Origin of the sequence: Cedecea sp. NFIX57 (assembly GCF_900177785.1) — a bacterium.
GTDB classification, from domain to species: Bacteria; Pseudomonadota; Gammaproteobacteria; order Enterobacterales; family Enterobacteriaceae; genus Cedecea; species Cedecea neteri_C.
In genome coordinates this window covers 1-15,016 of sequence record NZ_FXAS01000055.1, presented here as the reverse complement: position 1 = coordinate 15,016, position 15,016 = coordinate 1, and the positions used below count along the sequence as shown (strand labels likewise).

Here is a 15,016-nt window from a genome sequence, read left to right as displayed (position 1 = left end):
AGGGGAAACGGGCTGTGGCATCAGGTCAAACGCTTTGACAGTGTACCCGCCTGACGGCGGGTAACTGAAGTGACTTTAAACATACAAGGGGATAACATCCTGATAGCAAAAAGTATTACTCAATATACGGATGTGTCTTCACCCAATGCTCGGCAATGTCCTGCCTTCTGCAAATCCACACCCCTTCATGTTGCTGCACGTAATCCAGAAAACGCTGCAGCGCCCGGAACCGGCCTGGTCGCCCCAACAGGCGGCAGTGCATGCCGATGGACATCATCTTCGGTGCCGTGTCGCCTTCTTCATACAGCACGTCGAAACTGTCTTTCAGGTAGGTATAGAACTGCTCAGCGGTATTGAACCCCTGCGCGGTGGCGAAGCGCATGTCATTGGTATCCAGCGTATACGGCACGATCAGATGGGGTTTGGTGCTGCCGTCTTCGCAGGCTACTTTGCTCCAGAAAGGCAGATCGTCGCCGTAGTAATCGCTGTCGTACAGGATACCGCCGTGCTCAACTACCAGCCTGCGGGTATTGGGGCTGTCGCGCCCGGTGTACCAGCCCAGCGGGCGGGAGCCAAACAGATCTTCAAGGATTTCCATCGCCTGATGCAGGTGCTGGCGCTCGGTGGCAACGTCCATATTCTGATAATGGATCCAGCGCCAGCCGTGGCTGACCACGTCGTAATCGGCGGCTTTGATCGCGGCCACAATCTCCGGGTTGCGGGCCAGCGCCATGGCGACGCCAAACACGGTCAGAGGCAGACCACGCTTCTGGAATTCATTGTGGATACGCCAGAACCCTGCCCGGGAGCCGTATTCGTACAGGGAATCCATCGACATATGGCGATCGGGGAAACTGGCCGCCCCGATGATGTCGGAGAGAAATTGTTCCGAGCCGCTGTCACCGTGCAGCACGTTGTTTTCCGCCCCTTCTTCAAAGTTCAGGACAAACTGAACCGCAATACGCGCGCCGTTCGGCCACTGCGCATGGGGAGGATTTCCCGCATAACCGGCGAGATCGCGCGGATAGTTTTCGGTAAAAGGGTAGCGATTACGCTTTTGTTCTTCCGTCATAGTTGGCCTCTGTAACCTTAACCCAGGCGAGCAAAAGAGCCGGAAAGCGGCTTTTTATTCGGATAAGCGAGATCGCCAAATTTGCTGGTGCCGATGCCCAGCGCAACCAGCGACTCCACCAGCTTCACCGCCGCGGTGACGCCGTCGATAACCGGGATACCAATCTCTTCGGTGAGTTCTTTCGCCAGGTTTGCCATGCCGCCGCAGCCCAGCACGATTGCCCCGCTATTGTCTTCTTTTTTGGCCTGAATGCAGCGCTCACGCACCATGCGTTGAGCCAGCCCGGTGCCGTCTTCCAGCGCCAGAACGGGCAGATCGATGGCATGCAGCGCCGCGCAGTGATGCTCGAAGCCGTATTGCTGCAGCAAATGGCGGGCGATGATCACCGTGCGCGGCAGCGTGGTGACAATAGAGAAGCGGGTGGCGACCATCGTGGCCATATGCATGGCCGCTTCGGCAATACCAATCACCGGCCCGCTGGCTATCTCACGTGCCGCCAGCAGCCCAGGGTCGCCAAAGCAGGCGATGACGTGCCCGCTCGCGCCCTGCGCTTTGCCCTGCTGAATTTGCTCCAGCACGCCAATGGCCGCAATGGCTTCATCAAAGTGCCCTTCGATTGACTCCACACCCTGCTCCGGGCAAGTCGCGAGGATTTGCGTACCGGGGGCGGCAACGCTACGCGCGGCTTCTGCAATGGTGTGCGTCATCGCCAGGCTGGTGTTAGGGTTGATCACTTGAATAATAGGCTGTGGCATGGTTATTCCTGTCGGGTGCCGAAGAGGCGGGCGAAGTCTGGAGTGGTTTCACCGCTGCGTTCAAAATGCAGGCTGGAAACGATGTGATCGAAGTGGTGCTTCATCGCCAGGGTCAGCGGCTCAATGTCTTTTTTACGCAGCAGATCAATAAGGTGTTCATGATCGTCACAGCGGCAGCCCCGCTGCCACGGCGCGCCCCAGGCAGCGATCACCAGCGAGGAGCGGTGCGTCAAACTGGTGACCATTTCCGTCAGCACGGCGTTGCCGGAAATAGCCTGCAGCTGAATATGAAACGCCGCGGACAGGCGGATTGCCGCCGGCCCGTCTCCGTCGCGGTGCGCCTTTTCTTCCTGCTGGATGATTTTACGCAGCGCAGCAAGGTGCGGAGCCTGAAGATGCTCGAGTACATGAGGCAGGTTGGCGCATTCGAGAACGGAGCGCGTCTGGAAGATCGCTTTTGATTCGTCGACGTCCGGCATCGCCACAAATGCACCACGCCCGGGCAGCATGGTGATCATTTGCACCGTTGCGAGGCGCGTTAAGACTTTACGGATCCCAGTTCGGCTGATGCCAAAAACGTCCGCCAGCGCTTCTTCCGGCAGTTTGCTGCCCGGCGGCAGCTGATGTTCGACCATCGCCGTCATCAGCGATTGCCAGATAACGGCTTCTTTATCATGCAGTTCTGCTGGGGCTGTCACCCCGAAATCACGTTTCATTCACCTCTCCTGTTAGCACCAGGCACCCTTTATTTGTATACAATATCATTGATAATTGAATACAAGAAATGCAAACCTGGCCTGGTTCCTGCAATACCTATGGCAGACGTAATCCATCTTCTGTTTTTATAGGAGCAGATCCCATGCCAGGTATAGAGAACAACGCAACAGCCATGAAAGAGAGTGCCAACGCCGGCTACAGCCCGCGCCTGTGCAACGATGACCTGGCCCCAACCCGCCACCAGACTTGGTCCTGGTATAATATTTTTTCGTTTTGGATGTCTGATGTACACAGCATGGGCGGCTATGTGGTGGCAGCCAGCTTCTTTACGCTCGGGCTTGCCAGCTGGCAGGTGCTGATCTGCCTGCTGGCAGGGATTTGCATCGTGCAGTTTTGTGCCAACCTGGTCGCCAAGCCCAGCCAGATGGCGGGCGTGCCTTACGCGGTAATTTGCCGCCAGGCTTTCGGCGTCTTCGGCGCGAATATTCCGGCGGTGATCCGCGGGCTTATCGCCTTCGCCTGGTACGGGATACAAACTTACCTGGCCGCTAACGCCTTAATGCTGGTGCTGTTGAAGTTCTGGCCAACGCTTGCCCCAATGACGGGCGTGAGCTTCCTCGGCCTGTCTCAGCTCGGCTGGATCTGCTTCGGCATTATGTGGGTGCTGCAGGCGATGGTGTTCTGGCATGGGATGAACGCGATTAAGCGCTTCATTGATATCGCCGGCCCTGCCGTATACATCGTGATGATGGCGCTGGCAGGCTGGATCCTGTATCAGACCGGCTTCGATGGCATCTCCTTTACCTTAGCCAGCAAGCAGCTTAGCTCCGGCGAGCAGGTGTGGCAGATGATCACCGCCACCGCGCTGGTGGTGTCGTACTTCTCCGGCCCGCTGCTGAACTTTGGCGACTTCTCTCGCTACGGTAAAAGCATGAATGAGATCCGCCGCGGCAACCGCTGGGGCCTGCCGTTTAACTTCCTGCTGTTCTCTATTGTGACCGTGGTGATTGTGTCCGGTACTCAGTCGCTGTTCGGCAAAATGATCACTGACCCAATCGAAACCGTGAGCCATATCGGTAACAGCCTCGCGATGGCGATTGGCCTGTTGACAATGATCACCGCGACTATCGGGATCAATATCGTGGCGAACTTTGTTTCTCCGGCGTTCGACTTCTCTAACTGCTCGCCGCAGAAGATCAGCTTCCGTGCGGGCGGAATGATCGCCGCGGTGGGTTCTGTGCTGCTGACACCGTGGAACTTGTTCCAGTCCCCGGAGCTGATCCACTACACGCTGGATGTGCTGGGCTCGTTCATTGGGCCGCTGTTCGGCATCCTGCTGGCGGACTTCTACCTGGTGAAAGGCGGTAAAATTCACGTCGACGATCTGTTTAACGACACGCCGAAAGGCCGCTACTGGTACAGCAACGGCTTTAACCCGAAAGCGATTATCGCCCTGGTACCTTCGGTTGCCGTCTGCCTGACCATCAGCTTTATTCCTTCGCTGCATGAAGTCGCCAACTTCAGCTGGTTTATCGGTGTCTTCCTCGGCCTGAGCTGCTACCGCTGGCTGGCGCGTAGTGAAAAGGTCGGCGTTGCTGCCGGTTTTGCTGGCCGCGTCGCTACCTCCAAAGAGTAAACACTGAGGCCTGAGCCCGCACGGGTTCAGGCCCTTTAATGTTCAGACATACTCTTTTTCTTCTCCACGACGACGACTGGCCCGACAGCGAGTAATATATTCTCCCTTCGTCCTTTCCAGCAAAATCCCGTGTCAAAGGAGAGTCCCTTGCTCAGCAGTAAGAAGTCGGCCACTGAGGCTGCCCCCCATAAGCCATCGGCCTGGTATATTTTGCTCCTGTTCACCATTCCGCCGCTGCTTTGGGCGTGTAATTACATCGTCGGCAAAGCCGTTCGCAACGATATTCCCCCGGTGGGACTCACTTTTATGCGCTGGCTGGTGGCGCTGATTGTGATTCTGCCGTTTGCGCTCCCTTATATAAAAAGAGACTTTCGCCGCTATCGGGAGTATCTGGGCTGGATCGTCGCCGTGTCGGTGACGGGGATCGTCTGCTTTAGCCTGCTGGTGTACATCGGCCTGCACCACACTTCGAGTACCAACGCGCTGTTGCTTAACTCCTGTATACCGGTGCTGATTATGCTGTTTGGCGCGCTATTTTTTGGGCATAAGCTGAGCGTTAAGCAGGTGGTAGGCCTGGCAATTTCCTGCTGTGGTGTGCTGTTTATTATCTTTAAGGGCGATATTCACGGGCTGCTGCAAATGGCGTTTTCGTCGGGTGATCTGATGCTGCTGGCGGCCATGGCCTGCTTTGCGCTGTATACGCTGTGGATCCGAAAAATCCCTTCCGATATTAGCCGCATGGGGTTGCTGGGCGTTCAGGTGGCTATCGCGCTGGTGGTGACACTGCCGCTGTGGCTGCATGAAATGAGCACCGGGGCTGTGCCGCACTGGAATACCATGACGATTTCAGCGGTCGTGTTCCTCGGTGCATTCCCCTCTTTTGTTTCCTACCTGCTGTACGGACGCTGTGTGGAGGCCGTCGGAGCCGCGCGCGCCGGGCTTAGCATTCACCTGATTCCCGTCTTTGGCGTGGTGCTGTCGCTGGTGTTTCTCGGCGAAACGCTGCATCTTTTCCATATCATCGGGATTGCGACTATTTTGATCGGCGTGGCGTTGGCCAGCAGGCATTAGGGAGAACGTCAACCCATCCTCGCGCTATGACTGCGCAGGGATGGCGGCGAATTTTTACGAAAGGCAGAAACGACGAAGGCCTGAGTCATTGCTGACTCAGGCCTTCTGAATTGTGGCGGAACGGACGGGACTCGAACCCGCGACCCCCTGCGTGACAGGCAGGTATTCTAACCGACTGAACTACCGCTCCGCGTTTTGTTCCCCGTCGGGAACGAAGCGGATATTACGGATTGCCCCGATAACCGTCAACGCTTTTTATCATAAAATTAACCGTTTGCCGCAAAAATCACCTGAGTGGCGATTTTTAACTCATTTTGGCTATTTTTAGCTGCGCCAGAGACAGCTGCCGCCCTTCTTCTGCACCAAATCAAGACGCGATTCATGGGCCACCAGCTCTTCATCACTGGCGTGGATCACCCGCATGCCTGATGCACGACGCACCACGCGCTGAATACCGCCGCTACCCTGCTGCTGCTGCACATCACCTCCCATAGAGAATTTGAGTGACGTTTGCCCGCCAGTCATCATCAGATAAACGTCGGCCAGGATTTGGGCATCGAGCAATGCGCCGTGCAGCGTACGTTTGCTGTTGTCTATTTCATAGCGTGAGCAGAGCGCATCAAGGCTGTTTCGCTTGCCCGGGAACATCTTGCGGGCCATTGCCAGGCTGTCGGTGACCTTGCAGAAGGTGTCCGTTTTGGGAATGTCGCGCCGCAGCTTGCTGAACTCGTAGTCCATAAAGCCGATATCAAAGGAGGCGTTATGAATGACCAGCTCGGCGCCGCGAATATAGTCGAGGAACGAGTCTGCAACCTGATCGAAGGTCGGCTTATCCGCCAGGAATTCGTCCGCAATACCGTGAACGCCAAAAGCTTCAGGGTCCACCAGCCGGTCGGGCTTGAGGTAGACGTGGAAGTTGTTGCCCGTCAGGCGGCGGTTGATCACTTCAACCGCACCGATCTCGATAATCCGATGCCCTTCATAATGAGCACCGATCTGGTTCATACCGGTGGTTTCGGTATCGAGGACTATTTGTCTGGTGGGGGTAGAAATCATATAGCTGTGCTCATCGCGCTCGTTTGTGTCAGACTTGACGTTTTCATCACAGGAAGTCTACCAGAGATGCGTAAACAGGTAGAAGTTTTCACCGATGGCTCCTGCCTGGGGAATCCAGGGCCGGGCGGTTTCGGTGCGATTTTGCGGTACAAGCAGCACGAGAAAATCTTCAGCGAAGGGTTTCGCCTCACCACCAATAACCGCATGGAGATGATGGCCGCTATCGTCGCGCTTGAGGCGCTGATCGAACCCTGCGATGTGGTCCTCAGCACCGACAGCCAGTACGTCCGCCAGGGCATTACCCAGTGGATCCACAACTGGAAAAAACGTGGCTGGAAGACGGCGGATAAAAAGCCGGTGAAAAACGTCGATTTATGGAAGCGCCTGGATGCCGCCTTAAGCCACCATCAGATTAAGTGGGAATGGGTCAAAGGGCATGCGGGCCATCCGGAAAATGAACGCTGTGACGAGCTGGCACGCAACGCGGCCTCTCGTCCTACTCATGAGGATGTGGGGTATCAGCCGGACGCGGCGGCACCTTAACAACAGCTTCGCGGTACTGCCGCGTGGCTCCTACCGCCGAGCGAATCTGATTTTTCGCTTTGCGGCTCTTCATTGGGTTTAGCGTTAGTGGCAACGTACGTTTCCGCGCCACGATAACGTGCATACAGCCCAGCGCCGGCAGATGCGTACTCAGCAAACGTCCCCCTTGCTTATGCCAGGGTAGCACCTGAAAACTGCGCCGGTACATCACTTCAAAATTCAGTAACGATAGCCAGTCTTGCTGCCTCATTGGGGTAAACATTCGGCTATTATAAGGCGCACGCTTACGCAGGAACGGGACCGTTTTGCCCAGCCCCAGCAAGCTAATGGGATTAAAACTGCTGAGCACGATCCAGCCGTCGTCGATCAGGACACGATCCACTTCCCGCAGCAAGCGGTGGGGATCCGGGCACCACGGCAAGGTGTGTGCCAACAGGCAAGCATCCACCGACTTCGCCGCAAACGGCAAGTGCAGAGGATCGGCATTAACCTGTAGATGTTCACCCTGCTGGGCCACATTAACCTGATGCGAAATCGCGCAGGCTTCAGTGTTCACTTCCGCACTCAGATTGCCGATTTTCAATAAGTGAAAGCCGAACATTTTCGACAGCCACGGGCGGAGCTGCTCTTCGAGTGCGTTCCGATAGTGTTCTCCCCATCGCAGCTGCGCCCAATGATGGGGGGAAGTGATAATCTCAGGTATCCTTGCCGGTTTCATCACTACCTTCTTAATGGCTATAGAGAGGTTGAACTATGAATCTTAACAGTATTCGTGCCTTCCAGGATAACTACATCTGGGTGCTTAATAACGAGCAGGGAAAATGTGTGATCGTTGATCCGGGCGACGCCGCTCCGGTCTTGAAAGCAATAGAGGAAAACGGCTGGCAGCCGGAGGCCATTCTGCTGACCCATCATCATGCCGATCACGTGGGCGGCGTTCAGCACTTAAAGGACAAATATCCGAAAATTGAGGTCTACGGCCCGGAGGAAACCCGGCAGAAAGGTGCCACTCAGATCGTGGGCGAAGGGAATAAGTTTAGCCTGCTTGGGCGTGAATTTCGCGTGATAGCAACACCTGGTCACACTTTAGGACATATCTCTATTTTTAGTTTTCCTTATCTATTTTGCGGCGACACAATGTTTTCAGGCGGCTGCGGAAGGCTTTTTGAAGGCACAGCAGAACAAATGTTTAATTCATTTCAAAAGCTTAATGAACTACCTGCCGATACACTGATTTGTTGCGCACATGAGTATACGGAATCAAACATAAAGTTTTCCTTAAGTATTCTACCCCATGATGAGCATTTAGGAGGATACTATCGGAAAGTTAAGGAGTTACGCGCAAAAAATCATTCAACCTTGCCGTCTTCTTTGCAAACTGAACGCGAAATAAATATTTTTTTACGCACTGAAGATGCTGTTTTAAAAGAAAAAATAAAAAAAGAAACAAACTTGCAACAACCCCAGGAGATATTCGCCTGGTTAAGGACAAAGAAGGACAGCTTCTGAATATTCTGGTTGTGTTGTCGAAAAGGCGACGGTATCATCGCTCGTCTTTTAAGCAACCATTGACACACACATGAAGGCAAAAGCGATACTACTCGCCTCTGTCTTGCTTGTCGGGTGCCAGGCGTCAAAGCATGATGCCAACATTCAACAGCACGCACAGAGTCTGTCTGCAGCTGGTCAAGGTGAAGCAGGAAAGTACACGGGTCGAGCGACCTCCGCGCGATGGATGGATGATGGAACCTTCCTCGCGCAAGATCAAAACCTGTGGAACTTCATCGGCAACGAGCTAAAGATGGGGATACCGGAAAACGTCCGTATCCGCGAACAGAAACAGAAGTACCTGAGTAATAAGAGCTATCTCCACGATGTAACATTACGGGCAGAGCCGTATATGTACTGGATTGCCGGGCAAGTTAAGAAACGCAACATGCCAATGGAACTAGTACTACTACCCATAGTGGAGAGCGCTTTTGACCCCCACGCGACGTCTAGCGCGAATGCCGCAGGCATTTGGCAGATTATTCCAAGTACGGGGCGCAATTACGGTCTGAAGCAGACCAAAGCGTACGATGCACGCCGTGATGTAGTGGCTTCCACCACCGCAGCACTGGACATGATGCAGCGTTTGAACAAGATGTTTGACGGCGACTGGTTGTTGACCGTGGCGGCGTATAACAGCGGTGAAGGCCGTGTGTTAAACGCCATTAAAGCGAACAAATCGCGGGGTAAACCTACCGATTTCTGGTCGCTGGCTTTGCCGCGTGAAACAAAGATCTACGTACCGAAAATGCTGGCGTTGAGTGACATACTCAAAAACAGTCAGAAGTACGGCGTACGTCTGCCGACAACGGATGAAAGCCGCGCGCTGGCGCGTGTTGAAGTGAGCAATCCGGTTGAGTTAACGCAGGTCGCCGAAATGGCTGGCATGTCGCTCACCAACCTGAAAACCTTCAACGCCGGCGTGAAAAGCACTACCGTTGGAAAAAATCAGCGCTATGTGATGGTGCCGAAGAAGCATGCCGATCAGCTGAAAGCCTCTCTGGCTTCTGGTGAGATCGATGCTTTACAGTCAACGCTGGTGGCGGATAACCGTCTCAACGCGGGCGGCAACAAATCTTATAAAGTGCGTTCAGGGGATACTCTGTCCAGCATTGCTTCACGCCTCGGTGTGAACGCTAAGGATTTGCAGAGCTGGAATAACCTGCGCGGTGCTCACCTTAAAGTTGGGCAGACGCTCAGCGTGAAAAGTAGCTCAACGCAGCTGGCCGATAACAGCAGCATCACTTATCAGGTGCGCAAAGGCGACTCGTTATCGAGTATTGCTAAACGCCACGGCGTGAACATCAAAGATGTGATGCGCTGGAACAGCGGTACCGATGACCTGAAACCGGGTGACCGTTTGACGCTGTTTGTCAGCGGCAACAACTCTCCGGATACCTGATAGTCAGAACAAAAAAGGCACCTTATGGTGCCTTTTCTTTTTTACGTCACGCCTTTCGCGCTTCCAGCATGATGATATCGCTGGTGAACGATCCATCCCGCTGTAATTCAAAGTATTGCTTCACCTCGTCCGAGGCACTTTTTTGATAGGCGCGGATTGCGTCCGATAACACTATCGGCGTGCGCATTCTGGCGATCCAGCTGGTGAACTCCAAATTCAACCTGTCGCACAACACGCTGTGCGTGACCAGGCCCGCATCATTGAACAGGCTAAGCCACTCTCCGCTGGAATAATTACGCACATGCGAAGTATCACGCAGCGCCTCGACCGTTTGCAGCCAGATATCCTTCACCGGATGGCCTGGCGAGGTCACATCCATAAAGATGGCAATACCACCAGGCTTAAGCACGCGCTTTACTTCACGCAGCGCCTGGCCGACATCGTGCCAGTGATGTGCTGAGTAGCGACTGATCACCACGTCAAAAGTAGCGTCGTCAAACGGCAATGATTCCGCATATCCCTGACGCGTCGCGATATTCGCTATTCCACGCGTTGTTGCCGCCTCAGCAACGACGGCCAGCATCTGCTCGGACAGATCATAAGCCACCACCGATTTCACTTTAGCCGCGGCAATAAAACTGGCGTGCCCTGCCCCACATCCCATATCCAGGAGCGTGGCATGCGGGAAGTCATTCAGCCTTGCGCTAAGCCGCTCCAGATCGCGCCCGGAAGCATGAACCGTACTGGTTAAATAGGCGCTGGCCTGAGATCCAAACTGTTGGCCAACTTTGTCGTGATGGGATTGCGTTGTCATCGTTATGTCCTTGCGGTTAAGTGAGAAAAAGGGCAGCGCACAGGTCTGCCCAACGGCAGACCTGACGAACCTTATTTCAGCTCAGGCTTGCCGGGACGGAATTCAACTAGTAGCGGATTATGGTCTGATGCACGGGTCACCAGCACCGAAGCTTCGGTGACGTTCAGGCCACGATAGAACACAAAATCGAGAGGACGACCAAACGCCCGGCGGCGGTGGTCGTCAGTAAAGCGGACTTCCCTGAGCGTCATCTCGCGGGCAAAACGGAAGAGCGCATTCATACGCGGGCGGCTCCAGGCATTGAAATCACCGGCCATGATCACCGGCCCGTTGTGATGCCCTATCTGGTCTCCAATAGGCCCCAACTGCTTGCTGTAGACATCTACACCGAGGCTAAAATTGACGGCGTGGATGTTAATCACCATCAACATGCGCCCGTCTGGCAGCGGGTAGACCGTGACCAAAGCTGATTTAGATAAGCGCAGGATCGGCTCACGTTCCCGCAGCGGGCAGCAATAAACCGGATGAGCAGCAGACAGCGTCATTACGCCCGAGGGATGCTGGGGTAAAACAAAAGCAGGGACCTGATCGGCAGCCAGATAGTTAGTGGTCGCAAACCTGACCAGTTCAGGCGTCGTTTGCGCTTCCTGTAACAACATCAGGTGTGCATCTTTGCCGAAGGTTTGCAGCACCGAAAGCCAGTCGGCTCGCTGCTGCTTAAAGATATTCCACACCAGAACACGTATTGTGTCCTGACCGGGTAAAGGTTCACCGGGGGGTAATGCCTGGCCGATAGTCGCAAACGAACCAGGAGGCAGAATGCGCTCTGCTGGCTGTCCGGCTACATATCGCATGGCATAGGTATTCTTGTGCACGTTTGGTTAACGACCTCTGTAACTCAACTTGCCTGCAGTTCGCAGGCTATCTTTCAGTTATAGGGACTTTAGCGCAGACTTTCAACGACCATTACAAACCATTGCCTTCCCGGAGCGTATACAGTCACGCCCCGGAAAGGTAAAACTTAACTGATAGCAACCCGCGATTGCTTATCGAGTCGGCCACTTAAGCCAATCAGCAACAACGCCAGGACAACAATCACAGCACCAATCCATGGCGTTTGTGACAGGCCGAAGTTCTGTACAGTCTGCCCACCAATAATCGAGCCCAGGGCAATCCCTACGTTAAATGCCGCAATGTTGAGCCCGGAGGCAACATCTACCGCATTTGGGGTGTATTGCTCAGCTTTTTGGACAACATAAACCTGTAATCCCGGCACATTGCCGAAAGCAAAAACACCCATCACCAAAATCGTCAGCAAGGCAGCAACATGCGAATGCGCGGTGAACTGGAAGACCAGAAGTAACGCGGCCAGAGCGGCAAAGATAAACTTCAGAGCCGGTACGGCACCGTGACGATCCGCCAGTTTCCCCCCCCAGATGTTACCGATAGCCACCGATACACCATAACCTAGAAGGATCCAGCTAACTGCAGAAGGTGAGAAGCCGGCCAGATCCTGCATCATTGGAGCAAGGAAAGTGAAGGCGGTAAACACGCCACCGTAGCCGAGAGCGGTAACCAGATAGATCAGCACCAGACGTGGATGTGTTAATACCTGTAATTGTTCTTTTATTCCCGCCACCGCACGGTTAGGAATATCTTTCGGGATAAGGATCATGCTGCTGATTAACGCGATCACGCCAATAGCAGATACCGCGAGGAAGGTTTCACGCCAGCCGAAATGCTGCCCGATGAACGTTCCTAATGGCACGCCGGTCACCAACGCTACCGTCAGGCCACCAAACATAATGGCAATGGCCGAAGCTGCTTTCTCTTTAGGCACAAGGCTTGTCGCAATCGTTGAGCCAATAGAGAAAAACACGCCGTGTGCCAGACCTGTTAGCAGACGTGCCACAACCAGAGTCTCGTAATTAGGCGATAGCCAGGCGATGACGTTACCCACGGTGAACAGCGCCATAAGCCCGATCAGCAGCTGTTTACGCGGAAGTTTGCCCGTTAAAGCTGTGAGAACAGGCGCGCCAATTGCTACGCCCAGGGCATAGATAGAAACCAGCAATCCTGCCGACGGCACAGAGATAGCGAGCTGCTCAGCAATGGTCGGTACAAGCCCGACAATCACAAATTCGGTGGTACCGATTGCGAACGCACTGATTGTCAGTGCGAGAAGCGCCAGAGGCATAATTTACTCCATAACAGGTGTCTTTTGATGACACGCAGTATGGCGGGATGCTTAAATAACAAAAATATGTAAAATCTCAATAGAATTTTGCTTGTGGAGCAATAATGAAGGCTACATCGGAAGAACTTGCGATTTTCGTTGCCGTAGTAGAGAGCGGGAGCTTCAGCCGCGCAGCAGAACAGCTGGGACAGGCTAACTCTGCGGTAAGCAGAACGGTTAAAAAGCTGGAGATGAAGCTGGGTGTAAGCCTGCTCAACCGCACAACTCGGCAGCTGAGCCTGACGGAGGAAGGTGAACGCTACTTCCGTAACGTACAGCAGATTCTGCAGGCGATGGCCGCAGCCGAAAATGAAGTGATGGAAAGCAAGCAAACGCCGCGGGGATTATTACGCATTGATGCCGCAACGCCGGTCATGCTGCATTTACTGATGCCGCTGATAAAACCGTTTCGCGAACGCTACCCGGAAATGACGCTCTCGCTTGTCTCTTCAGAAACCTTTATTAACCTGATCGAACGTAAAGTCGATGTGGCTATTCGCGTGGGCAATTTAACCGACTCAAGCCTGCGTGCCCGGCCGCTCTTTAGTAGCTACCGCAAGATTATTGCTTCACCTGAGTATCTGGCCGCTAACGGTACACCGGAGAATGCCGCCGATCTGGTGAATCACGTCTGCCTGGGCTTTACCGAACCCTCATCTCTTAACCGCTGGCCGGTTTCGCAGGCGGATGGGCAGCTTTTTGAGATCAAGCCTGGATTATCTTCGAATAGTGGAGAAACGCTTAAGCAGCTGTGCCTGACGGGAAACGGTATCGCCTGTCTGTCAGATTTTATGATTGATAAAGAAATTGAAAGCGGAGAGTTTGTTGAGGTGCTTGCGGACAAGCTTTTGCCGGTCAATATGCCTTTTAGCGCGGTGTACTATAGCGACCGGGCGGTCAGTACACGTATTCGTGCATTTATTGATTTTCTGAGTGACGCAGTAAAACGGCCCCCTGAAGGGCCGTAATCAGGATCAGTTATCCCACTTCGGTGCCAGACCTTCCGGGCTCACTAGACGGTCATTGCATTCCAGAGCAGCAATAGCCGCCATGTCTTCTGCATCCAGCTTCAAGTTCAGCGCCTGCAGGTTGCTTTCGAGATTCTCACGTTTGGTGGATGAAGGAATGACTGCGTAACCCATAGCCATCGCCCACGCCAGAATCACCTGTGCAGGGGTTGCCTGATGTTTCTGTGCAATGCGACCAATCGTTTCATCCGCCAGTGCCTTGCCATACGCCAGCGTCATATAAGACGTGATGTGGATGTTGTGCTGTTTAGCCCACTCAACAACGGTGCGGTTTTGCAGGTAGGGAGAGAGCTCAATCTGATTGGTCGCGATGTTTTCAGCGCCAATAGCGTCGATGGCCTGCTGCATCAGTTCAACCGTGAAGTTAGAAATCCCAATCTGGCGAGTCAAACCAGCTTCTTTAGCCGCCAACAGTGCCTGCATAAATTCTGCCACAGGTACAGCATCGTTTGGCGATGGCCAGTGGATCAACGTCAGATCGACATAATCAGTGCGCAGCTTCGCCAGGCTCTCTTTCAGGCTTGGGATCAGCTTGTCCTTACTAAGATTTTCGATCCAGATTTTGGTGGTGATAAACAGCTCATCACGCGGAATACCGCTTTCTTCCAGAGCCTGGCCAACGGCTGCTTCATTATCATAGATTTGAGCAGTGTCTACTGCGCGATAGCCCAGCTCCAGTGCAGTTTTAACCGATGCGATGACGACGTCGTCTTTCAGGCGGAAAGTGCCCAGACCGAATGCAGGAATTGCCATTATTAACCTCATTATAGGGTGTGCGTTTGTATGAGGCAGAGTATGCCGGGGAGGACTCAGGTAAAAAAGACGAATAAATGCAGAAGATTTTTGCTAAATCAGCAACAATGTCATCACAGATGATGAAATTTAAAAACAAAAAAGCCCTGAGTCTAAGACTCAGGGCTTAAATAAGTGGCGGAACGGACGGGACTCGAACCCGCGACCCCCTGCGTGACAGGCAGGTATTCTAACCGACTGAACTACCGCTCCACCGAATTTTTCTACAACCACCGGTTTGTTGCCCCGGTTTACTGCTTAATTTGATGCCTGGCAGTTCCCTACTCTCGCATGGGGAGACCCCACACTACCATCGGCGCTACGGCGTTTCACTTCTGAGTTCGGC

Annotated in this window: 15 protein-coding genes, 2 tRNA genes and 1 rRNA gene; 6 read left to right on the top strand and 12 right to left on the bottom strand. The window is 53.8% G+C overall.

Annotation, left to right across the window (positions count from 1 at the left end; genetic code table 11):
* Window positions 1-115: 115 nt before the first annotated feature.
* The 3 genes from puuE to B9Y90_RS24405 are packed head-to-tail and all read right to left on the bottom strand — an operon-like array spanning window position 116 to window position 2,543.
* Window positions 116-1,072 carry an allantoinase PuuE gene (puuE, locus tag B9Y90_RS24415; protein WP_085542922.1) on the bottom strand — a complete coding sequence of 319 codons (957 nt, stop codon included), beginning with the start codon at window positions 1,070-1,072 and terminating at the stop codon, window positions 116-118.
* A 17-nt stretch (window positions 1,073-1,089) separates the two neighbouring features.
* A complete protein-coding gene (gene hpxA / locus B9Y90_RS24410; protein ID WP_085542921.1) occupies window positions 1,090-1,827 on the bottom strand; it encodes an allantoin racemase in 738 nt (245 codons plus the stop codon).
* Between the two features lie 2 nt (window positions 1,828-1,829).
* A complete protein-coding gene (locus tag B9Y90_RS24405) occupies window positions 1,830-2,543 on the bottom strand; it encodes a GntR family transcriptional regulator (protein ID WP_085542920.1) in 714 nt (237 codons plus the stop codon).
* Window positions 2,544-2,686: 143 nt separating this feature from the next.
* On the opposite strand from B9Y90_RS24405, the gene B9Y90_RS24400 reads away from it, so the two are divergent.
* Both B9Y90_RS24400 and B9Y90_RS24395 read left to right on the top strand, forming a co-directional pair.
* Window positions 2,687-4,180, top strand: coding sequence for an NCS1 family nucleobase:cation symporter-1 (locus B9Y90_RS24400; RefSeq protein WP_039290494.1), 1,494 nt, complete (start codon window positions 2,687-2,689; stop codon window positions 4,178-4,180).
* Window positions 4,181-4,327: 147 nt separating this feature from the next.
* Complete coding sequence (locus B9Y90_RS24395; RefSeq protein WP_085542919.1) at window positions 4,328-5,251, top strand: DMT family transporter; 924 nt, start codon at window positions 4,328-4,330, stop codon at window positions 5,249-5,251.
* Window positions 5,252-5,364: 113 nt separating this feature from the next.
* Here B9Y90_RS24395 and B9Y90_RS24390 read toward each other — a convergent pair.
* Window positions 5,365-5,441: transfer RNA gene (locus B9Y90_RS24390), tRNA-Asp, on the bottom strand.
* Between the two features lie 134 nt (window positions 5,442-5,575).
* A complete protein-coding gene (gene dnaQ / locus B9Y90_RS24385) occupies window positions 5,576-6,307 on the bottom strand; it encodes a DNA polymerase III subunit epsilon (protein ID WP_085542918.1) in 732 nt (243 codons plus the stop codon).
* A 66-nt stretch (window positions 6,308-6,373) separates the two neighbouring features.
* Here dnaQ and rnhA point away from each other — a divergent pair, with 66 nt between their 5' ends.
* Window positions 6,374-6,850: a ribonuclease HI gene (gene rnhA / locus B9Y90_RS24380; RefSeq protein ID WP_039290486.1), complete on the top strand. Its 477-nt coding sequence runs from the start codon at window positions 6,374-6,376 to the stop codon at window positions 6,848-6,850.
* Here rnhA and B9Y90_RS24375 read toward each other — a convergent pair.
* Window positions 6,804-7,568, bottom strand: coding sequence for a class I SAM-dependent methyltransferase (locus B9Y90_RS24375; protein ID WP_085542917.1), 765 nt, complete (start codon window positions 7,566-7,568; stop codon window positions 6,804-6,806). The genes rnhA and B9Y90_RS24375 overlap by 47 nt on opposite strands.
* 35 nt (window positions 7,569-7,603) lie before the next feature.
* On the opposite strand from B9Y90_RS24375, the gene gloB reads away from it, so the two are divergent.
* On the top strand, window positions 7,604-8,359 hold the full coding sequence (gloB, locus tag B9Y90_RS24370; RefSeq protein WP_085542916.1) for a hydroxyacylglutathione hydrolase: 756 nt from the start codon (window positions 7,604-7,606) through the stop codon (window positions 8,357-8,359).
* Window positions 8,360-8,429: 70 nt separating this feature from the next.
* Window positions 8,430-9,800 carry a murein transglycosylase D gene (gene mltD / locus B9Y90_RS24365; protein WP_085542915.1) on the top strand — a complete coding sequence of 457 codons (1,371 nt, stop codon included), beginning with the start codon at window positions 8,430-8,432 and terminating at the stop codon, window positions 9,798-9,800.
* A 46-nt stretch (window positions 9,801-9,846) separates the two neighbouring features.
* On the opposite strand, the gene B9Y90_RS24360 is transcribed toward mltD, so the two are convergent.
* The 3 genes from B9Y90_RS24360 to B9Y90_RS24350 form a co-directional block, all read right to left on the bottom strand.
* On the bottom strand, window positions 9,847-10,614 hold the full coding sequence (locus B9Y90_RS24360) for a class I SAM-dependent methyltransferase (protein ID WP_085542914.1): 768 nt from the start codon (window positions 10,612-10,614) through the stop codon (window positions 9,847-9,849).
* Window positions 10,615-10,685: 71 nt separating this feature from the next.
* Entirely contained in the window at window positions 10,686-11,489 is an 804-nt protein-coding gene (locus B9Y90_RS24355; protein WP_039290472.1) for an endonuclease/exonuclease/phosphatase family protein, read from the bottom strand.
* Between the two features lie 146 nt (window positions 11,490-11,635).
* Window positions 11,636-12,811 carry an MFS transporter gene (locus B9Y90_RS24350; protein WP_085542913.1) on the bottom strand — a complete coding sequence of 392 codons (1,176 nt, stop codon included), beginning with the start codon at window positions 12,809-12,811 and terminating at the stop codon, window positions 11,636-11,638.
* A gap of 104 nt (window positions 12,812-12,915) precedes the next feature.
* On the opposite strand from B9Y90_RS24350, the gene yafC reads away from it, so the two are divergent.
* The gene (yafC, locus tag B9Y90_RS24345; protein ID WP_039290469.1) at window positions 12,916-13,818 is read left to right on the top strand and encodes a DNA-binding transcriptional regulator YafC; all 903 of its coding nucleotides are present in this window, start codon (window positions 12,916-12,918) and stop codon (window positions 13,816-13,818) included.
* Window positions 13,819-13,824: 6 nt separating this feature from the next.
* Here yafC and dkgB read toward each other — a convergent pair whose 3' ends face one another.
* The 3 genes from dkgB to rrf form a co-directional block, all read right to left on the bottom strand.
* The gene (gene dkgB / locus B9Y90_RS24340; protein WP_085542912.1) at window positions 13,825-14,631 is read right to left on the bottom strand and encodes a 2,5-didehydrogluconate reductase DkgB; all 807 of its coding nucleotides are present in this window, start codon (window positions 14,629-14,631) and stop codon (window positions 13,825-13,827) included.
* 175 nt (window positions 14,632-14,806) lie between these two features.
* Window positions 14,807-14,883 (bottom strand) — tRNA-Asp (locus tag B9Y90_RS24335).
* Window positions 14,884-14,938: 55 nt separating this feature from the next.
* Window positions 14,939-15,016 (bottom strand): 5S ribosomal RNA (rrf, locus tag B9Y90_RS27710); the annotation flags it as partial.